General features: G+C 72.7%; 14 protein-coding genes, 1 tRNA gene, 1 pseudogene and 1 riboswitch. Of the genes and pseudogenes, 7 read left to right on the forward strand and 9 right to left on the reverse strand.

The window, feature by feature from the left end:
• Nucleotides 1–73 (reverse strand): hypothetical protein (locus tag KVT44_RS61250; protein WP_368857610.1); only part of this gene is annotated, 73 nt, incomplete at its 3' end.
• Nucleotides 74–88: 15 nt separating this feature from the next.
• Here KVT44_RS61250 and KVT44_RS49095 point away from each other — a divergent pair.
• Nucleotides 89–985: pseudogene (locus tag KVT44_RS49095) on the forward strand (NPCBM/NEW2 domain-containing protein); the annotation flags it as partial.
• Nucleotides 986–1031: 46 nt separating this feature from the next.
• On the opposite strand, the gene KVT44_RS49100 reads toward KVT44_RS49095, so the two are convergent.
• On the reverse strand, nucleotides 1032–4595 hold the full coding sequence (locus KVT44_RS49100) for a BTAD domain-containing putative transcriptional regulator (RefSeq protein WP_308314342.1): 3564 nt from the start codon (nucleotides 4593–4595) through the stop codon (nucleotides 1032–1034).
• Between the two features lie 421 nt (nucleotides 4596–5016).
• Nucleotides 5017–7116, reverse strand: coding sequence for an asparagine synthase-related protein (locus KVT44_RS49105; protein ID WP_217574954.1), 2100 nt, complete (start codon nucleotides 7114–7116; stop codon nucleotides 5017–5019).
• Between the two features lie 748 nt (nucleotides 7117–7864).
• Here KVT44_RS49105 and KVT44_RS49110 point away from each other — a divergent pair.
• The 4 genes from KVT44_RS49110 to KVT44_RS49125 all read left to right on the forward strand — a co-directional run bounded on the left by KVT44_RS49110 (nucleotide 7865) and on the right by KVT44_RS49125 (nucleotide 13161).
• Nucleotides 7865–9289 carry an MFS transporter gene (locus KVT44_RS49110; RefSeq protein ID WP_099921857.1) on the forward strand — a complete coding sequence of 475 codons (1425 nt, stop codon included), beginning with the start codon at nucleotides 7865–7867 and terminating at the stop codon, nucleotides 9287–9289.
• A 181-nt stretch (nucleotides 9290–9470) separates the two neighbouring features.
• Complete coding sequence (gene lhgO / locus KVT44_RS49115; RefSeq protein ID WP_217574956.1) at nucleotides 9471–10685, forward strand: L-2-hydroxyglutarate oxidase; 1215 nt, start codon at nucleotides 9471–9473, stop codon at nucleotides 10683–10685.
• Between the two features lie 171 nt (nucleotides 10686–10856).
• Complete coding sequence (gene trmB / locus KVT44_RS49120; RefSeq protein ID WP_217574958.1) at nucleotides 10857–11696, forward strand: tRNA (guanosine(46)-N7)-methyltransferase TrmB; 840 nt, start codon at nucleotides 10857–10859, stop codon at nucleotides 11694–11696.
• 67 nt (nucleotides 11697–11763) lie between these two features.
• Nucleotides 11764–13161 (forward strand): PrsW family intramembrane metalloprotease, encoded by a 1398-nt coding sequence (locus KVT44_RS49125; RefSeq protein WP_190173697.1) that lies wholly within the window; start codon nucleotides 11764–11766, stop codon nucleotides 13159–13161.
• Nucleotides 13162–13164: 3 nt separating this feature from the next.
• Here KVT44_RS49125 and KVT44_RS49130 read toward each other — a convergent pair whose 3' ends face one another.
• The 6 genes from KVT44_RS49130 to KVT44_RS49155 form a co-directional block, all read right to left on the reverse strand.
• Nucleotides 13165–14109, reverse strand: coding sequence for an aldo/keto reductase (locus KVT44_RS49130; RefSeq protein WP_217574960.1), 945 nt, complete (start codon nucleotides 14107–14109; stop codon nucleotides 13165–13167).
• A 58-nt stretch (nucleotides 14110–14167) separates the two neighbouring features.
• Nucleotides 14168–15205, reverse strand: a complete 1038-nt coding sequence (locus tag KVT44_RS49135; RefSeq protein ID WP_217574962.1) for a M23 family metallopeptidase — start codon at nucleotides 15203–15205, stop codon at nucleotides 14168–14170.
• Nucleotides 15206–15216: 11 nt separating this feature from the next.
• Nucleotides 15217–15374, reverse strand: a riboswitch (cyclic di-AMP (ydaO/yuaA leader).
• A gap of 256 nt (nucleotides 15375–15630) precedes the next feature.
• Nucleotides 15631–16743 (reverse strand): PP2C family protein-serine/threonine phosphatase, encoded by a 1113-nt coding sequence (locus tag KVT44_RS49140; protein ID WP_254650940.1) that lies wholly within the window; start codon nucleotides 16741–16743, stop codon nucleotides 15631–15633.
• Between the two features lie 191 nt (nucleotides 16744–16934).
• Nucleotides 16935–17126, reverse strand: a complete 192-nt coding sequence (locus tag KVT44_RS49145; protein ID WP_190173693.1) for a hypothetical protein — start codon at nucleotides 17124–17126, stop codon at nucleotides 16935–16937.
• A 151-nt stretch (nucleotides 17127–17277) separates the two neighbouring features.
• Nucleotides 17278–17351, reverse strand: a tRNA-Met gene (locus tag KVT44_RS49150).
• A gap of 73 nt (nucleotides 17352–17424) precedes the next feature.
• Nucleotides 17425–18567, reverse strand: a complete 1143-nt coding sequence (locus KVT44_RS49155) for a dihydrofolate reductase family protein (RefSeq protein WP_217574966.1) — start codon at nucleotides 18565–18567, stop codon at nucleotides 17425–17427.
• A 72-nt stretch (nucleotides 18568–18639) separates the two neighbouring features.
• Here KVT44_RS49155 and KVT44_RS49160 point away from each other — a divergent pair, with 72 nt between their 5' ends.
• Both KVT44_RS49160 and ribA read left to right on the forward strand, forming a co-directional pair.
• Nucleotides 18640–19143: a MarR family winged helix-turn-helix transcriptional regulator gene (locus tag KVT44_RS49160; protein ID WP_099921850.1), complete on the forward strand. Its 504-nt coding sequence runs from the start codon at nucleotides 18640–18642 to the stop codon at nucleotides 19141–19143.
• Between the two features lie 206 nt (nucleotides 19144–19349).
• Entirely contained in the window at nucleotides 19350–19976 is a 627-nt protein-coding gene (gene ribA / locus KVT44_RS49165) for a GTP cyclohydrolase II (protein WP_060898662.1), read from the forward strand.
• The last annotated feature ends 10 nt before the right edge of the window (nucleotides 19977–19986 follow it).

Here is a 19986-nt window from a genome sequence, read left to right on the forward strand (position 1 = left end):
CCCAGGACGACATGGCGCCGAGGTCGTCGTTACCGACGGGGCCGTCGGGACGCTCGCTGGACAGGGTGGCCAGGGCCCGGCGGACGGTGTCGCGGGCGCGGCCGGGGCGGCCGGCAGCGGCTCGGGCGGGGCGGGCGCCAGGGGCGCCGCGGCCGCCTCGGAGGGGCTCGGCGCGCCGGTCAAGGCCGGTATCGCGGCGGGAGTCGTCGCGGTGGCAGCGGCGGCGGTGGCACTCGCCCTCGTCGGCAATGGCAGCCCGGCCAAGAAGCCCGAGGCCAAGCAGCCGGCCACCTCGCCGGGGGTCGAAGCGCCACAGCCACAGCCGACGGCGACGCCGACTCCGTCGAAGAAGCCCGCGCCGGGGGCCCCGGTGGTGGCCTCCGCACCGAAGCCCAGCCCGACCCCGACTCCCCGGCCCACCCCGAAGCCCACACCCAAGCCGTCACCCACACCCGCACCCACCCCGACGCAGGCGAAGCCGAAGCCCACCCCTACACCCACCCCCGCACCGGCCCCCACTCCGACGCCCACCCCGCCACCGCCTCCCGCACCGGTCGTCTACCAGTGGAACGAGTTGAAGTACGGCGTCACCGGTGACCACACCAAGCCCGAGATGCGGCTCGGCGAGAGCAGTTGGGTGTGGCAGCGGTGGGGAGTCTCGATCGCGGGTCAGCGGTACACCCACGGCGTGACCGTGCACGGCGAGTCCTCGGTCACCATCGACCTCAACCGCAGCTGCTCGGCGTACGACGCGCTGGTCGGCGTGGACGACCTGACGCTGGGCCTCGGCCAGGTGAACTTCTCCGTGTACGCCGACGGAGCGCGCCTGTGGCAGTCGCCACTGGTCAAGGGCGGCGAACCCGCGATCCCCGTGCATGTGAACCTCACCGGCCGCGAAACGGTTCGGCTGGCCGTCGAACCGCACACGAGATTCGACGCGGCGGCTCTGGTGGACTGGGCGGAGTCCAAGTTCCAGTGCCAGTGAGGTGAACTACTCCCTCGCCCCGACCCGCGCTCCTTGCTCGTACTCCTTACTCGTACTCCTTCAGCGCCTCCGCGAGCTCCCGCAGGGCGTCGGCCTGGGTGAAGCCCGCCCCCGTCGTCTGCTCGGACTCATGACGGACGGGACCGAGAGCGGCACGCGCGGCGGTCTCCGTGCGCTCGGCGCCGGTGCGCTCCTGGGTGGGACGGGGGTGACCGCCGCGCCAGGAGGTACCGGCGGCGAGCAGACGGGCCGCTCGGGGATGGTCGCCGAGCTCGGACAACAAGCCCGCCGCACTCTCGACGAGGCTCGCCGTCACCACGTCGGCGCACCGCCCCGTCACCGCCCCGGCCAACGCGTCGACCATCTTGCGCAGGCCGGGCTCCGGGCCGGACTCGGCGGCCGTCACGAGTGCCTCGACCCAGTTCAGCGCCGCCATGAACTGCGGCGGCGGGGTGCCGCGGGCGGTCATCTCGCACGCCTGCTCCCACTGTTCACGCGCGGCGGCGACCTCGCCGTCGTCCAGGGCCAGCTGGGCGCGGAGCAGACGGACGAAGGCGCCGGAGTCCGTGACGCTGTACCGCTCGGCCGCGGCGTTCGCCTCGTCCAGTGCGGCCAGCGCCTGCGAGCGCTCGCCCGCGCGGTAGGCGAGCTCGGCCAGCCGCGCCATGAGGAAGGGCGTCTCGGCGTACGCGCCGACCTCGAAGGCCAGCCGCAGTGCCTCCTCGTACTCGCCCTTGGCCTCGCCGTAGAAACCGCGCGCCATGGCCGCCTCCCCCGCGGCGCTGCACACCTGGGCGCGCACCCAGCGGTCGCCCACCCGCCGGCTGAGCACCCGTAGCTCCGCGAGGTCGTCGTCCACGCCCGGCATGCCGCCCGGGGCGTCGACGACCATGTGCGTACGGAACATCAGGGTGACGCCGATCTCCCACTCACCGCCGTACGCACGGCAGTTGGCGAGGGCCGCGTCCATCGACGGACGCACGTCGTGCCAACCGCTCAGGAAGAAGGCGGTCATCGGCCAGACGATGCCCGGCATGGTCGCCGCGTCCGGACCGCCCTTCTCGAAGAAGTCCCGCACCCGCAGGATGTACTCCGGGATCCACGGGTACTCCCCTGCGTCCACCGGATCGGTGTCCACCAGCATGAACAGGTGCAGCATGCGCGCCCGCATCCGCATGCCGTGCAGCGCATGGGACTCCTCGTGGTCCGGGGCGTCGAGGAAAGCGGCCAGTGGGTCGAACCGGTCCAGGTCGGCGAAGAGGTCGCCGCCACCGCCACGGCCCTCGCACCCGTCACCACCGCCACCACCGTCACCGCCCTCCCCGCCGTGCGCCCGGTTCTCCTCGGACACGACGCGCCTCGCGTCGAGCGCCGCGCCCAGCCGCAGCAGGCGGTCCGTCCATTCCCCACCCTCGCGGCGGAAGTTGCGCAGCCACCAGAACCAGCCCATGGCGAGGACGATCGCACCGGTGTCCTCCTCCGCACCGGCGACGATCGCGCGGTGCAGCGCCGCCCGGATGTTGTCGAGCTCGGTCTCCAGGCGGTGGATCCAGGGCAGCTGCGCGGCGGAGCGCAGCAGTGGCTCGGCCTCCTCGACGAGGTCACGCGCCCACGCGCGGTGGCGCCGCTCGGCCGCGGCGCGCAGCTCGGGGACTTCGGCGGCGCGCTCGGTGGCGTACTCGTGGATCGTCTCCAGCATGCGGTACCGCATGCCGCCGCCACCGTCCTCCTCGTACGGGGCGGACGGGGTCGCGACGATCAGTGACTTGTCGACGAGCGCCCCGACAAGATCGGCCACGCCACCGGCGACCGGACCGGCGAGGGAACCAGTGACGGAACCGGTGAGGGCACCGGTGCAGACGGCTTCGGCGGCCGTGAGGTCCCAGCCGCCCGCGAAGACGGACGCCTCGCACAGCACGGCCCGCTCCCGTTCGTCGAGCAGGTCCCAGGACCAGTCGACGACCGCGCGCAGGGTCTGCTGGCGGGGCAGCGCCGTGCGGCTGCCGGAGGTGAGCAGCCGGAAGCGGTCGTCGAGCCGGTCGGCGATCTGGCGGGGTGTCAGCAGCCGCAGGCGCGCGGCGGCCAGCTCGATGGCCAGGGGCAGGCCGTCGAGCCGCCGGCAGATCTCGTCCACCGCCTCGGAGTCGTGGAGCGCGGCGCCGGCGTCGGGACGTACGGCCGCCGCGCGCTCCATGAACAGCCGGCGCGCGGGGTCGGGCGGCAGGGGCTCGACCGGGCGCACCAACTCGCCGGGGACGCCGAGGGGTTCACGACTGGTGGCGAGGATGGTGAGTCCCGGGCAGCGGGTGAGCAGGGTCTCGGCGAGCTCGGCGGCCGCGCCGATGACGTGCTCGCAGTTGTCAAGGATCAGGAGCTGGCTGCGCGGGGCGCAGTACTCGACGAGCAGGCCGAGCGGGTCGTCCTGGCCGACCATCGCCATCTCGTGGGTCATCAGCACGGTCTCGCGCAGACCGAGGGCGCTGACCACCGCGCCCGGGACCGCCTCGGGCCGGTCGAGCGGGGCCAGCTCGACCAGCCAGGCCTGCGGGAGCCCGGCGGCGGCTTCCTCGGCGAGGCGGGTCTTTCCCGAACCGCCCGGTCCGGTCAGCGTGACCAGGCGTGCCCTCTGCACATCCGAACGGATCGCGTCGAGTTCGGGTTCCCGCCCGACGAAGGAGTTCAGGCGGGGACGGAGGTTGCCGGTGCGCTCGGGGTCCAGGCGGGGGTCGGGGCCGGGGAGGTGTCCGTCCTCGGCCGGATGCGGAGTCGGTCGCTCGTCGAAGGAGCCGATGTCGACGCGCCGCCCTCGCCCTGTGCCCGCCCCCGCCCCGTCCCCTTCCCGCCGTACGCGATGGTCGGCGTCCACGGGTATGGGCCCCGGCCCGCCAGCTCCCGCCGGGTCGAGCAACTCCGTGTGCAGCCTCCGCAGTTCCCGGCCGGGATCCGCACCCAGGCCCTCCTGGAGGGCGCGGCGCACCCCTTCGTACGCGGCCAGCGCGTCCGCTCCCCGGCCCGCGTCGCGCAGGGCGCGGATGAGCAGGACGTGCAGGGCCTCGTCGTACGGGTGGGCGGTTGTCAGCTCCTTCAACTCCGGTACGACGTCGGGGGCGCGGCCCAGTCGCAGGTCCGCGTCGAGGCGGGTGCGCGTCGCCTGCAGGCGGAGCGCGTCCCAGCGGGTGGCGGCGTCTCGGTCGGGGAGGTCCGCGAGGGCCGGGCCGTGCCACAGGGCGAGGGCGTCCCGCAGGGTGTGGGCGGCCGTGGACGCGTCGCCGCGATCGAGGGCGGCCTTGCCGTCCCGTACCTGCCGCTCGAAGACGAACAGGTCCACGTCGTCCTTGGTGGCCCGCAACCGGTAGCCGCCCGTCTCCGAGGCGACCGCGTCCTTGCCGATCGCTCGGCGCAGGCGGCCGACCAGGGCCTGCAACGCCGCCGGGGCGTCCAGTGGGGGGTCGTCCGCCCATACCTCGTCGATCAGGGTCTGAGGGGTGGTCGTGCGGTCCGTTCGTCGGGCGAGCGCCGTGAGCAGGGCGCGTACCCGGGGGCCGCCCAGCGCGACCGGGGCACCCTGTTCATCCTCCGCCTGGGCGACCCCCAGGATTCTGTACCGCACCCGCCCATTCTCACCTCGCCCGGTGCGCAGAGCCGAGGCTTTCCCCGGCGGGCCTCCACTCCGTCCCACGCCCGGTTTCTCCGCCCCCGCCGCCCCTACCCGTCCCATCCCCAGGGGCTCCGCCCCTTCGACCCCACTGGGGGCTCCGCCCCCAGACCCCCAGGTGGGTTCGTCGGCTGCGGACCGGTGGGGGCCGATCGCGCAGTTCCCCGCGCCCCTGGGCCGGGGCTGCGCCCCCGGCCCCCACCGGCCCGCAGTCGTCCGCGCGCGGAAGGGGCCGTGCCGGTGCGTCGTAAGCCCGTCGCTTACGTTCGGGTCTGGAAGCGGCTCCCTGTAGGGCAAGGCCTGATCCGGCGGCGACGGGCTCGACGTGCCGGCACGGCCCCGACCCAACGACGACCCAGAGCCGGCCGGCCGGCCGCTAGCCCCGCCCCCCGGCCCCCGCCCCCAACGCCCGCCCCTGCGGCACGATCCCCGCGGGTACGGCCCGTTGGCGGGCGGGCGTGCCCGTCCAGCAGGTGCCGCGGCGGGCCAGCAGACGGCGCAGCCACAGTTCCAGGGAGACCAGATCCGCCAGCCCGTCCAGCGGCAGCGGTTCCCCCGCCGCGGCCGCCCGCAGCGCCTTGCGGACGACCCGTGCCTCGACGAGCCCCGCCTGCGCCAGCAGAGGAGTGTCGAACAAGGCGATCAGGGAATCCGCGGCCACCCGCAACCCCGTCCGCGCGGCCGCCGCCGAGGACGCGTGCGACGGCGCGCCCCAGCCGGGCGGCAGTTCGGCCACCCCGGCGCCCTCCAGGACGGTCCGGAGGATCGCGGCGCGCGCCCCGGGCTGGACCCGCAGCGCCTCCGGCAACTCCCGGCACGCGCGGACGACCTGGTTGTCCAGGAACGGCGCGTGCAGCCGCTGGAAGCGGATCTCGGCGGCCTGCTCCAGGACGCGAAGATCGGCGGCGTGGCGGGCGAGCGCCGCCCGGGCGCGGAAGTCACCGGGCCGCTGCCCGGGACCGACCACCCCGGTCCGACCTGCGGCTCCTTGTAGGCGAACCGATACTTCAGCCAGCGCCTCACCGGTCAGCCAACGCGCCGCGGGACCAGGCCTGGCCCAGGTGAGCGCAGCGAGTGACGCACCCACCGCGCCGCCCGGTTCGTCGAAGCGCCGGTGCAGCAGCCGGTCGGCGAGAACGTCGACGCCGGTCCGGTACGGCGTACGGGCGAGCTTGCGCGCGGCGCCGTACACGCGCGCGGGAACCATGACGGACCCGTCCGCCTTCGCCAACGCGGCGACGGGCCGGACCAGATGGCGTCTCTTGCGGTCCATCAGCAGGTCGGCCAGCCGCGCGGGGTGCGCGTCCAGGACCTGCCGGGCCCCGTACCCCGTGAAGTGGTCCGCGCTGCCGGAGGACAGCCGCGCACGGTGCCGCGCCGCCGTCACCAGCGACGGCCCCGGCTCGTCCGTCAGCGGCCCCTCCAGGTCGGCGTACGGAAGCGTCTCCTCGCCCCCGGCGACGACCACGTGGTGCAGCCGGGGGTTCGCGGCGAGCGTCCCGGCCCGCTCCACCTCGGCCTCCCGTCCGCGCACGGCGAGGTCGTTGAAGGTGACGGCGAGGAGCCGCTCACCGGCGCCCGTGCCGTGCCCGAGGACCGTGCCGGGCGCCCCCGGCAGCCCCGCCGCGAGCAGGGCCAGCGTCCCGGAGGCGGGCCCTCCGGAGAGGTCGGCGCCGATTCCCGGTACGGGCATCCCGCGTGCCGCGCGCCGCTCCGCGGGCCCCATCCCAGGTACGGGCCCGGGGTCGATGTCGGTCCCGGGTACGTGCCGGGGAGCGGCGAGGCGCGCGCGTACGGCCTCCACCAGGGCGTCCCGGACGCCGTCCACCGCGCTGTCGGGGTCCGCGGTGGGCGCGGCGACGGCGAGGGAGGCGACGGGCTCGTAGCCGGCGACCTCGCGGGCACCCGCGCGCATGATCAGCGCGTGCCCCGGCGGAATGCGTCGTACGCCTTCGTACGGGGTCGAGTCGTGGACCGCGGCCGGTACGTCGGGGGCGGCGAGCAGGGCCGCCAGGTGCCCGAAGTCGAGGTTGGCCTCGATGAGGTCGGCCAGCGGCAGGGCGGCGGTCGCGTAGGCCGTACCGCCCGCCCAGGGGGTGTGGAAGACGGGCCGCGCGCCCGCGAGGTCGCCCGCGACGGTGGTGCGGCGGCCGACCTGGACGACGGCGGTGTAGCTGCCGGACCAGGCGGTGAGGTGGCGCAGTGCGCCGCCGCGCGCGGCGAAGAGGCCGACCTTGAGTTGCTCGTCGCTCGCCCCGCAGGTGCCGAGGACGGCGATCCGGTTCTGCGCGTCGGCCTTGATGACGCGGACCTCGTCGGGGCGCCAGTCGCCGACCGCCCAGAGCGGATCGGGGTCGCCCCACAGGAGTTGGGAGCCCACCGGGTGCACGGTCTCGCCGTCACTTCCGGTGGCGCCCGCCATGCCGATCTCGGGCGCTCTGGCGGCGGTACTGCTCCACCCCACCAACCACCGCATCGACGCCTCCACAGGCTGTGGACAACCAGTGCACCGTACGAACTCGGCTCCATGCTGCCACGAAGACCGCGTACGGGAGGGCCCCTGGGGCGGCTTGCGCCCCCTGGAATGCGCCCCCGCGAATACGTTCGCGCCGTTGGGAGGCCGCTGCAAAGCCGATCCGAAGCAGATGCGAACACCCGCCCGAGGCAAGGTGATCACGAGGGATTCACCGGGAACGACGAGTGGGCGGGGGTGGATCGGCGACGCGAATGCGCCCCCGGTACGCTCCCCGAAAGCACCTCATGCGCCCTCAAGTGACGTGGTAGGAGCGCTATTTGCCCGCAAAGGCCACCGTCGATTTTCGGCCAAATCGGCTGCGGGCGGACAGGCGTGCACACGCTCCGTGCAGGCCCCTGCGCATCGCTCCGACAACGCACAGTCCGGGAGGCGGAGTTCGCCTCCCGGACCGGTCCGCCGCCCGCGGGGATGTAGGCGGCGGTGTCCCCCAGCCCACTGGATCCAGTACAGCGGGCCGACCCACGCACGATCCATGGAAGCGCTCCCCCGATGGCCGGAGAAGAGCGCACGGACGGGCGCACAGCCACACAGCGGGAGCACGATGCAACCGTCCGTACTTCCGTACGGACCACAATCCCGCCATCCGGAACAACGCCCCTTAACGCTTGGGATGCGGCGAACTACGCTGGGTTTACGAATGCCGCATGGTTATGCCAGCGCGGCAGCCGTCTGTGTCGAGGGGTGGCGCATGTCCAGGGAGCAACGCGGGCCGAACGAAAAACTCGGCGCCGTTCTCGCCCTCGCGGGAATCAGCAATGCAGGACTCGCGCGGCGCGTCAACGATCTTGGCGCTCAACGCGGGTTGACTCTTCGCTACGACAAGACGTCGGTGGCGCGCTGGGTGTCGAAGGGAATGGTGCCGCAGGGTGCGGCGCCGCATCTCATCGCGGCCGCCATCGGTCAGAAGCTCGGCCGCCCGGTGCCGCTCCACGAGATCGGCCTGGCGGACGCGGATCCCGCGCCCGAAGTGGGCCTCGCCTTCCCCCGTGACGTCGGGCAGGCGGTGCGGTCCGCCACCGAGCTGTACCGCCTCGACCTCGCCGGCCGCCGGGCCGGCAGCGGCGGCATCTGGCAGTCCCTGGCGGGATCCTTCGCAGTGAGCGCTTACGCGACTCCCGCCTCACGGTGGCTGATAACCCCGGCCGACAGTTCGGTGGCGCGGGACGTGAACCCTTCCGAGGGCTCCGGGGCACCACTGAAAGTCGGCCACAGCGATGTGCAGAAGCTCCGCGAGGCAGCAGAGGACGCCAGGCGCTGGGACTCCAAGTACGGAGGTGGCGACTGGCGTTCGTCGATGGTGCCGGAATGTCTGCGGGTCGAGGCGGCACCGCTGTTGCTCGGCGCCTACTCCGACGAAGTGGGCAGAGCCCTGTTCGGGGCGAGTGCCGAGCTGACCCGCCTGGCGGGCTGGATGGCCTTCGACACGGGCCAGCAGGAGGCCGCCCAGCGCTACTACATCCAGGCCCTGCGCCTGGCCCGAGCCGCCGCCGACGTCCCTCTGGGCGGCTATGTACTGGCCTCCATGTCCCTCCAGGCGACCTACCGCGGCTTCGGCGACGAGGGCGTCGACCTCGCCCAGGCAGCCCTGGAGCGCAACCGGGGGCTCGCCACCGCCCGCACCATGAGCTTCTTCCGTCTCGTCGAGGCACGCGCTCACGCGCGCGCGGGTGACGCCCAGGCGGCCGGCGGGGCCCTGAAGGCCGCCGAGGGCTGGCTGGAGCGGGCCCGGGACGGCGACCACGACCCGAGCTGGCTCGGCTTCTACTCGTACGACCGTTTCGCGGCCGACGCGGCCGAGTGCTACCGCGACCTGAAGGCGCCGCGCCAGGTGCGCCGCTTCACCGAGCAGGCACTGTCGAAGCCGACGGAGGAGTTCGTACGCTCCCACGGTCTGCGGCTGGTGGTGTCGGCGGTCGCCGAGCTCGAGTCGGGCAATCTCGACGCGGCATGCGAGCAGGGCGTACGGGCGGTGGAGGTCGCCGGGCGGATTTCCTCCGCGCGCACGACGGAGTACGTGAAGGACCTTCTGCACCGTCTGGAGCCCTACGGCGACGAACCGCGTGTGGTGGAGCTGAGGGAGCGGGCACGGCCGCTGCTGATGGCTCCCGCCTAGGAGCGGGCGCCTTCGCGTCTGCCGGGTTGTCGTGATCTTGGGACTGCGGGTTGTCCGGGGCCGGTCGCGCCCACGCGGCGGAGCCGCACAATGCCGCAGCCCCGCGCCCCTTCGGGGGCGCGGCCCACTTCCTGGGTTTGAAGGCATTGTCAGTGGCGCAGTGCACTCTTGAAGCCGGGAGGTGGAACAGGTGCGGGTCGCTTACGACTGCGATGTGCTGGTGATCGGCGGCGGGATCGTCGGCCTGGCGACGGCATATGCGATCACGCGCGCCGCGCCGGGCACGCGCGTGACGGTGCTGGAGAAGGAGCGGGGCCCCGCCCGACATCAGACGGGGCGCAACAGCGGGGTGATCCACAGCGGGATCTACTACCGGCCCGGCTCACTGAAGGCGCGGTACGCCGTGCGGGGCGCCGCCGAGATGGTGAAGTTCTGCGCGGAGTACGACATCGCGCACGCCGTCACCGGAAAGCTGATCGTCGCCACGGAGAAGGAGGAGCTGCCCCGTCTGCACGGGCTCGTGCAGCGCGGCCGGGAGAACGGGATTCCGGTGCGGGAGCTGGGCCCCGCCCAGATAGCGGAGTACGAGCCGCAGGTGCGCGGGCTCGCCGCGATCCACGTCGGGACGACGGGGGTGTGCGACTTCGTCGCCGTGGCCCGGCAGCTCGCCGAGTCCTCCGGGGCGGAGATCCGGTACGGGGCGCAGGTCGTCCGCATCGACCGCCGGCCCGCGCTCGGTGTCGCCGTCCGCACGGAGGACGGGGCGGTCGTGCGGGGACGAGTGCTGGTCAACTGCGCCGGGCTGCACTGCGACGAGATCGCACGCCTGGCCGGGGACGAACCCGGCATGCGGATCATCCCCTTCCGCGGGGAGTACTACTCCCTGGCGCGTCCCGAGCTGGTCCACGGCCTGGTCTACCCGGTCCCCGACCCCGCCTTCCCCTTCCTCGGCGTGCACCTCACCCGGGGGATCGACGGAGACGTCCACATCGGGCCCAACGCGGTGCCCGCGCTCGCCCGGGAGGGGTACGGGTGGGGGGTCGTCCGGCCCCGTGAGGTGGGCGTGGCCGTGGCGTGGCCCGGTTCCTGGCGGATGGCGCGGCGGCACTGGCGGTACGGGGCGGGGGAGCTGCGGCGGTCGGTGTCCAAGGCGGCGTTCACCGGGGCGGTGCGGCGGCTGCTGCCGGCGGTGACGCCGGACGACCTGGTCCCGGCCTCGGCAGGTGTCCGGGCCCAGGCCGTCCTGAGGGACGGCACCCTGGTGGACGACTTCCTCATCGAGGAGGGCCCGCGGACCGTACACGTCCTGAACGCACCGTCTCCCGCCGCCACGGCGTCGCTCCCGATCGGGCGGGAGGTCGCGCGCCGGGCGCTGGGGGTGCTGGCGGGGACGTGACGGGGTGACGGGCCGGTGAGTCCTTGTCCGCGGGCCGGTGGGGGCCGATCGCGCGGTTCCCCGCGCCCCCAAAAGCCTCGGCCGTCCGGCGTTCGAAAGTCTGGGGCGGAGCCTCTGGGACGGGTAGGGGCGGCAGGCTGCTCCCGGGGGCGCCGTAAAATCGTCCTCACTGTGTCTGACTCCTTTGACTCCCCCGAAGAGCCCCGGTCCAGCTCCGTCGCCGGAGGTGAGCCCCATCGGCATGTCCGGGCCAAGGGGGAGCCCCGGTTCCCCGACGGTCCGAAGGCCGACCCCGCCGGATCGCACTTCGAGCGGCGGATCCGGAGTTTCCAGCCGCGGCGCAGCCGGGTCACCACGGGGCAGGCCGACGCGTTGCAGCGGCTGTGGCCCAAGTGGGGGCTCGACATCGACGGGCAGCGGGTGATCGATCTCGCGGAGTTGTTCGGGGGCGAGCGGCCCGTCGTGCTGGAGATCGGGTTCGGGATGGGCGAGGCCACCGCGCGGATGGCGGCGGAGGACCCGGAGACGGGGATCCTCGCCGTCGACGTGCACACGCCGGGGCAGGGCAACCTGCTCAACCTCGCGGACCAGAACGGGCTCACCAACATCCGCGTGGGCAACGGTGACGCGATCATTCTGCTCAGGGAGATGCTCACGCCGGATTCCCTGAGCGGGCTGCGCGTGTACTTTCCCGATCCCTGGCCCAAGAAACGGCACCACAAGCGGCGGCTGATCCAGCCGGAGTTCCTCAGCCTCGCCGCGACCCGCCTCAGGCCCGGCGCCCTCGTGCACTGCGCGACCGACTGGGAGCCGTACGCCGAACAGATGCTGGAAGTACTGAGCGCGCACCCGGACTTCGAGAACACCCGGCCGGACGGCGGTTACGCGCCGCGTCCGGACTTCCGGCCACTGACCCGTTTCGAGGGTCAGGGACTGGAGAAGGGTCATGTGGTGAACGACCTCCTGTTCCGGCGCGTACAGCACCGAGACCAGGACACATCCGGCGACTGAAGACCCGCGGACGAACACCACCAGGCGCCGTCGCGGGCAGCGCCCCTCCCTCGTTAGGGTCAATGCCGTGGCCACCTTCCCCCCGTACCCGACGTATCCCGGCGGTCCCACCGGTGGGCCGGCCGACGGTGCACTGCGGCACGCGCACTGGTGGCAGCGGAAGTGGGTGCGCTACGGCGCGCTGATCACCCTGCTCGCGCTCTCCGGCCTCGTCATCCTGGCCCTGGTCCGCCAACAGACCGGCACCGAGGGCTTCCTGGTCGGGCTCGGCCTCGCCGTGCTGCCCGTGCCGCTCCTCGTCGCCGCGTTCCGCTGGCTGGACCGGGTGGAGCCCGGCCCCTGGCGCAACCTGCTCTTCGCCTTCGCGTGGGGCGCCTGCGCGGCGGCGCTGATAGCGATCGTCGCCAACAGTTTCGCGACCAGATGGATAGCGACCGCCACCGCCGACCCGTCCAGCGCCGACACCCTCGGCGCGACCGTCATAGCGCCGATCGTGGAGGAGTCCGCGAAGGCCGCCGCCGTGCTCCTGGTCTTCCTCTTCCGCCGCCGGGACTTCACGGGGATCGTCGACGGGGTCGTGATAGCCGGAGTCACCGCGACCGGCTTCGCCTTCACCGAGAACATCCTCTATCTCGGCACCGCCTTCGGCACGGACCAGCTCAACGGCGACCGCGGCCTGGCCTCCGTCACCGCCGCCACCTTCTTCGTCCGCGTCGTGATGTCGCCCTTCGCGCATCCCCTGTTCACCGTGCTCACCGGCATCGGCTTCGGCATCGCGGCGCTGTCCGCCGAGCGCCAGCATGTGCGCCGCGTCCTGCTGCCTCTGACCGGACTGCTGCTCGCGATGGGCATGCACTCCATGTGGAACGGCTCGTCGAACTTCGGGGAGTACGGCTTCTACGCGGTGTACGGGGCGTTCATGGTGCCCGCGTTCGGTCTGCTCACCTTCCTCGTCATCTGGACGCGGCAGCGGGAGCTGAAGACCGTACGGACCGAACTTCCGGCGTACGCGGCGGCCGGGTGGCTCACCCCGCCCGAGCCGTACGTGCTCGGCTCGATGCGGGCGCGGCGGCTGGCCCGCGACTACGCCGCCCACCACTTCGGCAGGGCGGCGGCGCGCTCGGTCGCGCAGTACGAGGCGTACGCGACCTCGCTGGCGTTTCTGCGGCACCGGGGGCGCAGTGGCCGCGCCAACGCGGACTTCGTCGTACGGGAGCGGGAGTTGCTGCACGAGCTGTGGCGCCGCCGGGAGGTCGCCCGCCCCTCCCTCGCGTACGCGGCCCACGCGGCGGCCCCGGCCGTACCGGTGCCGCCGCAGCTACCGCCGCCGTGGCCCGGCTACGGCTACGCGCCGGTGCCCGGCCAGGTGAACCCCGCCGGCGCGCCCCCGTATCCCGCCGGTGCGACGACCCCGTATCCCGCCCCGGCGACGCCGTACCCCGCGTACAACCCCTACCAGTCGTAGGCCTCAGGCGGACGCTTCTGTCAGCCTGGCCACCTCCGCGTCCGTCAGGGTCAGGTCGGCGACCGCCAGCAGGGCCGGCAGCTGCTCGACCGTCCGTGCGGAGGCGATGGGCGCCGCGACCGTCGGCCGGGCGGCGAGCCAGGCGAGGGCGACCGTGGCGACCTCGGCGTCATGGGCCCCGGCGACCTCGTCGAGGGCGGCCAGGACGCGGATGCCGCGCTCGGTGTCGAGGTGCTTGCGCGCGCCCTCGGCCCGCGCGGAGTCGACCGTCGTACCCGGGCGGTACTTGCCGGTGAGGAAGCCGGACGCGAGCGCGAAGTACGGGACGGCGGCCAGGCCGGTCCGGGAGGCGACCTCCTGGAGCGGGCCCTCGTAGGTGTCTCGCGAGACGAGGTTGTAGTGGGGCTGGAGGGCGACGTAGCGCGCGAGGCCCTCGCGGTCGGAGAACTCCACGGACTCCGCGAGCCGCTCGGCGGAGATGTTGGAGGCGGCGATCTCCCGGACCTTGCCGGCCCGGACCAGTTCGTCCAGCGCGCCGATGATCTCCTCGACCGGCACCGAGGTGTCGTCGAAGTGGGTGTAGTAGAGGTCGATGTAGTCCGTGCCGAGGCGGCGCAGCGAGGCGTCGGCGGCGGCCTTGATGTTCGCCGGGGACAGGCCCTTGTACTCGGGGTGGGTACTGACCTTGGTGGCGAGGACGACGTCGGAGCGGTTGCCCCGCGCGGCGAACCACTTGCCGATGATCGTCTCCGACTCACCGCCGGTGTGGCCGGGGATCCACGCGGAGTAGCCGTCGGCGGTGTCGACGAAGTTGCCGCCCCCGGCCGTGTACGCGTCGAGCACGGCGAAGGACTGCGCCTCGTCGGCGGTCCAGCCGAAGACGTTGCCGCCGAGGGAGAGCGGGAAGACCTCGAGGTCGGAGGAGCCGAGCTTGCGTAGAGAAGTCATGCCTTATTTCAACAGCCGTACCGGATTGCCATATTCCGCACACGGCCCCCGGGAACGATCAGGGGTTCAGGCCCTTGCTGTGCAGCCACGCCATCGGGTCGATCGCGCTGCCGCCACCCGGGTGAACCTCCAGGTGCAGATGCGGCCCGGTCACGTTGCCGGTCGCGCCCACGCGCCCGATGACGTCGCCGGTGGCCACCTTCTGTCCCACGCTGACGCTGATGGACGACTGGTGGCAGAACCACAGCTCCGTGCCGTCGTCGAGGGTGAGGATGGTGCGGTAGCCGTACGAGCCGGCCCAGCCCGCCTCCGTGATCGTGCCGCTGTGGATGGCCTTGATCAGCGTGCCGGTGGGGGCCGCGAAGTCGAGGCCGGTGTGATAGCCGGAGGACCACATGGAACCGGCGTCACCGAAGCGGGAGGTCAGGGTGTACGAGGAGGTCGGCAGCGAGTAGCTCTTGGCGAGCTCGGCGAGGCGCGCGGCCTCGGCCTTCTGCCTGGCGTCCTCGTCCGCCTTCTTCTTCGCGGCGGCGACCTTGGCCTCGGCGTCGTCCTTCTGCTGGGCGGCCAGCGCGACCGCCTTCTTCGCGGCGGCGGACTCGGCGGCGTCCTGGGCCGCCTTGTCGATCTGGTCCTGCTGCGACTCGGCCTGCTGGATGATGCGGGCGCGCAGCGCCTCGCCCGCGTCCGTGTTGCCCTGCGCGGCGTCGGCGCTGGTCACACCGGCGCTGGTGAGCGGGGTGGCGGAGCCCTTCGGCGTGCTGGAACCGCCGTCGGATATCAGCGCCTTGGCCGATTCGGTGACCGAGGAGAGGTCGGGCAGCGAGATGGAGACCGGCGGCTTGCCGGGCGCTGCGGTGGCCATGCCGCCCGCGCCGACGGCGGCGATGACGCCGACACCCAGGACCGTGGAGCTGCGGGCGAGTCCCCCGCCGCGCTGCTTGGAGACGCGGTGCCGGCCGCGGAGGGGACGGATGGAATCCTCGGTGGGGTTCCACTCCTCCCAGGGGCCCTCGTCCTTGCCGTAGGCGTAGCCAAAAGTCTGGGTGTCGTTCGGCGGGAACGAAGTGGGCTGGGCGGGCCGGTTGGACGCCACGTGGGCGTGCTCCTTTCCTTCCTTCTCGCCTACCGGGTTAGCTGACGGGTTCGGAGCAGGAAGGTCTCCTACGCGCGTCAACCCACGGTGTCTCCACCGTGAAAGACGCTCGATTCACCCCAAGTTGGTGGTTCCCCGGTTCCCTCGCGGGATTCGGCGCGTGCGCACGGAGCCGACTCTTGTGACGGCTGGGACGACCGCGCTGCGTTATCGAACGTTAATAGACGCGGGTACCGGATTCCAAGCTGTTCGTACTGATCATTAACCACTTTTGGCCAGGACTTACCGCCCATGACCGGCGGAAATCGGGCGAGTTGGCCGCGCCTCCCTACCTGGCGGTTATTTGACGGTGTGTCAGTCGTTATGCGGAGGGGCATCGACCGATCACCCCTCGTGACATCGATCAAGAACGCCCCTTTCCGTGGCTACGGTCGCCGTACGGCGAGCAGTGCCATGTCGTCCGTCAGGGCGCCGCCCGTGTGCCGTCGGGCCTCCTCCACAAGGGTGGCCAGCAGGGAGTCGGGGCCGGGGAAGGTCCGTCCGGCCAGGCGCGCGGCCGGATCGTAGAAGCGCCCCTGCGCGTCGCGGGCCTCGGACAGTCCGTCCGTGTGGAAGAGGAGCGTGGCCCCGTGCGGGAACTCCGTCTCCTCGGCACGGTCCGGCCAGCTGCCCAACTCGCCCATGCCGAGCGGCAGTGCGGGGTTCGCGGCGGCGAGCGTGACCAGCGTTCCGTCCGCGTGCAGAAGCAGCGGCGGCGGGTGGCCGCGGTTGACGATCCTTACGAGGCCGCCCTCGTGCGTGATCTCCGCGAGGACGGCGGTGGTGAACCCCTCGAAGGCGTCGAGGCCCTCGCGCCGGGTGCCCTCGCGGGCCAGCGCCCGCTCCAGCCGCTGCGCGACCGCCTCCGGCGTGGCCTCCTGCTCGGCCGCCTCCCGGAACGCCCCGATGACCACCGCGACGGCGGCCACCGCGTCCATGCCCTTCCCGCGTACGTCGCCCACCACCAGCCGTACGCCGTGCGGGGAGTCCTGCACCGCGTACAGGTCGCCGCCGATGAACGCGCCCGCCTGCGCGGCCTCGTAGCGCGCCGCGACGTCGAGGCCGCCGATCCGCTGGTCGGGTTCCGGCAGGACGGCACGCTGGGCCGCCTCGGCGATCTGGTGGGCCGAGGCGAGTCGTTCGTCGGTGCGGCGGACGAGGATGTTGATGAGCACGGCCAGCACTCCGACGGTCGCCACGGTGGCGACCTCCGTGAGCGCGTCCACCTTGAAGACGATGCCGAGCCGGATGTGGATCGTGAGCACCGCGACGAGCGCCGTGACGCCGGTGAGCACGGTGCCGCGCAGCGAGAAGAGCGGGGCGGCCACGAGTGGCGCGGCCGTGAAGAGGGGGCCCGCGGTGAAGGCCATCGGGGTGAAGTAGTCGTAGAACGCGCCGAGCAGGATGAGCAGCGCGGGCAGGACCCGGACGAGGCTGCGCGCGCAGGAGATCCGGCTCCGGTCCGCCTCGGCCGGGCGGGGCACCGGCTCGTCCCCCAGCCCCGGATCGGGCACGGGGTCCCCGGGCAATCGCCCACCGGACCGGTCGTACTGCTCGTCACATGGCTTCTCGTACGGCTCGCCGTACGGATCCTCGGCCCGATGCGCGCCTCCTTGCTGCTGCCCCACCCGTCCAGGCTTCCCGGCACGGGGGCGGGGGGCGAGCGGTGAGGGGCCGACCGGGGGACGCGTCAGTCCGAGGCCGACCACCGGACGCCGCCCGCTCCGCCGCGCTCGTGGTGGTGCCCGGCCGGGGCGACGACGGTCCCGCCGTCCGGCACGAAGTCATGACCGTCGTGACAGGCCCCGAGGAACAGCGCGCACACGGCGAGCAGCAGCGCGAGCGCCGGCGCGCGCCGGACCAGCCACCAATGACAACTCATAGTGAGCGGAAGACTACAGAAAGTCGGGTAGGCAGGGAAAACCGGGGCGGGACGGCAAACGGGAAAACCGGGCGGCAGGAAAACGGGAACGGTGAACGGGAAAAAACCAAGGGCCGGAACTCGTTTCCGAGTTCCGGCCCTTGGCCTTCAGTAGCGGGGACAGGATTTGAACCTGCGACCTCTGGGTTATGAGCCCAGCGAGCTACCGAGCTGCTCCACCCCGCGTCGTTGAAATTAGTGTACGCCATCCGCGGGGCCCGGTTCACCAGGCTTTTCGCGGACGACCGCGAGGCCGCCCCTACCCGGCGGCGAGAAGGTGACGATTGGGCGCCACGGCCCGCTCCTCGAACTCCGGCAGTACGACGACATCCGCCCCCGCGGCCACGAGCAGACCGCTTCCGTCGGCCTCCGTCACGAACGTGTCGGGCTCGCGCCACGCGGTGACCACCCGCCGTACCCCCGCGTCGAGGATCAGCCGCGCACAGGGCGCGGGCCGGGAGGCTCGCCGCGCGCACGGCTCCAGGCTGCTGTACACGGTGGCGGAGCGCAGACGCGGATCCGCGGGATCGATCTTCGCGAGTGCCGCCTCCTCGGCGTGTACGACGGGGTCGTCGCCCTCCCGCGAGTGCCCGCGCGCCAGCTCGGTGCCGTCGGCCGCCACCACCACCGCCCCCACGCTGAACGCGGTCTTTGACGGCGGACACAGCGCCGCCAGCTCGCAGGCGACGCCCAGCCAGTGCCGGTCCGCGGCGGAGGCGAGGGCGCCTTCCCCGGGTGCGGTGGGGACGTAGCGGACGAGGACGACGTCCCCGACCGGTCGTGTCTCCACCAGCCGCATCCGGCCCGGCGGATATCCCCCGGGTCCGAACAGCCGTGGCGCGTCCGGCTCCCCCACGAAGAGCGGCGCGACGGCGAGCTGCAGCTCGTCCGCCAGCCCCTGTGTCATCAGCTGGGTGTGCACACGCCCCCCGCCCTCGACCATGAGCCGCCGCACTCCGCGGGCGTCGTGGAGGTGTTCGAGCACGACGCGCCAGTCCAGCTCGGCGCCGGTCGGGACCACGTCGACGCCCAGTCCGCGCAGGGCGTCGGTGGCGCGCTCGGCGCCCTTGTCCGTCGTGTAGACGACCTTCTCGCCGCCCGTGTGCCAGAACTGGGCGTCCGGGTCGAGGTCGCCGGAGCCGCTGACGGTGACCTTCAGCGGGTACTCCGGGCGCCCGGCGGCGACCCGGGCCGCCCGCCGCTCGGCGGAGTTGACCAGCAGCCGGGGGTTGTCCGCGCGGATGGTGCCGGCGCCGATCAGGATCGCGTCGCTGGACGCCCGTACCTCGTCGACCCGGTCGAAGTCGGCCGGGCCCGAGAGCAGCAGGCGGTCGGGGCCGGTGTCGTCCAGGAAGCCGTCGAGGGAGACGGCGGCGGACAACAGGACATAGGGGTGGGGCATGGGGCGCACTCTCCAGCTCCGAGCGCAGGGCTCCTAGTGGTTCAAGTTTTAAACAATACCTAGACTGGCGGCATGACGACCCGCTGGCTCTCCCCCGCCGAGCAGCGCGCCTGGCGCGCGTACACCGCCGCCGCCTCGCTCCTGGAGGACACGATCGACCGGCAGCTCCAGGCCGAGACCGGCATGCCCCACCTTTACTACTCCATCCTGGCCATGCTGTCCGAGGCACCGGACCGGCGGCTGCGGATGACCGACCTCGCCGAGACCCTGAAGATCACCCGCAGTCGGCTGACGTACGGCGTGACCCGGCTGGCGAGCGACGGTCTGGTGCGCCGGGAGGGCTGCCACAGCGACAAGCGCACCCAGATCGCGGTCCTCACGGACGAGGGGATGGCCGTCCTGGAGCGGGCGGCGCCGGGTCACGCGGAGCAGGTCAAGACGGCGGTCTTCGACCGGCTGACCCCCGAGCAGGTGGGGCAACTGGAGGAGATCTGCGGGGCCATCACCCGCGGCATCCAGGGGGAGAATCCCGGGGCCTGCGGGGAAGATCTGCCGTGGCGACGGCGTTCTTCGTGAGTCGGCGACGGCGTTCCTCGTAGTCGGTGACGGCGTTCCTCGTGAACCGTACGACAGCACTCTTCGTGAGCCGTACGACACAGAATCGAGCAAAGCCGTTGCTTGAACTTTAAAGCACCGTGTACTGTCTGTCTCCGAGGCAGTGCTTCAAAACTGAAGCACCACCGGCACAACTCGCACGACACCCGCTGGACCGGAGAGACAACATGCGCGATTTCCCCACCGCCACGGTGCGCACCCGCGTCACTGTGCCCCTGCGCTTCGGCGACGGCTACTCGGTCGACGCGGAGTTGGTCACCTTCCACGGCCTCGCCGACGACAAGGAACACCTCGCCGTCGTGCTCGGCAAACCCGGCGCGACCCCGCTGGTGCGGCTCCACTCCGAATGCCTGACCGGTGACGTCTTCGGCTCGGCCCGCTGCGACTGCGGCCCGCAGCTGCGCGAGGCGGTGGAGCGGATCGCGGAGCGCGGCGGAGTGCTCCTGTACCTCCGTCAGGAGGGCCGCGGCATCGGCCTCTACAACAAGCTCGACGCGTACGCACTCCAGGACCAGGGCCTCGACACGTACGCCGCCAACGCCGCCCTCGGCCTGCCCGAGGACGGCCGCGACTACACCGCGGCGGCCCAGATGCTCCAGGCCCTCGGCATCGACGACCTGGACCTGCTCTCCAACAACCCGGACAAGGCCGAGCAGCTGCGCGACCTCGGCGTCACGGTCTCCCACCGCGTCCCGACGGGCGTCTTCACCACCGCCCACAACGTGCGCTACCTGCGTGCCAAGGTCCTCCAGACCCAGCACACGCTCCCCCTGCCGGAACTCACGGCGGGCTGAGCCATCGGGC

The sequence above is a fragment of the Streptomyces sp. GbtcB7 genome (assembly GCF_019091445.1).
Classification (GTDB): Bacteria; Actinomycetota; Actinomycetes; order Streptomycetales; family Streptomycetaceae; genus Streptomyces; species Streptomyces mirabilis.

Bases quoted from the DNA above. Each gene is read 5' to 3' on its own strand.
- KVT44_RS49130 (WP_217574960.1), bottom strand. From the start codon at position 14,109: ATGACTTCTCTACGCAAGCTCGGCTCCTCCGACCTCGAGGTCTTCCCG.
- KVT44_RS49110 (WP_099921857.1), top strand. From the start codon at position 7,865: ATGTCCAGGGAGCAACGCGGGCCGAACGAAAAACTCGGCGCCGTTCTC.
- KVT44_RS49105 (WP_217574954.1), bottom strand. From the start codon at position 7,116: ATGCGGTGGTTGGTGGGGTGGAGCAGTACCGCCGCCAGAGCGCCCGAG.
- ribA (WP_060898662.1), top strand. From the start codon at position 19,350: ATGCGCGATTTCCCCACCGCCACGGTGCGCACCCGCGTCACTGTGCCC.
- KVT44_RS49160 (WP_099921850.1), top strand. From the start codon at position 18,640: ATGACGACCCGCTGGCTCTCCCCCGCCGAGCAGCGCGCCTGGCGCGCG.
- KVT44_RS49155 (WP_217574966.1), bottom strand. From the start codon at position 18,567: ATGCCCCACCCCTATGTCCTGTTGTCCGCCGCCGTCTCCCTCGACGGC.
- KVT44_RS49145 (WP_190173693.1), bottom strand. From the start codon at position 17,126: ATGAGTTGTCATTGGTGGCTGGTCCGGCGCGCGCCGGCGCTCGCGCTG.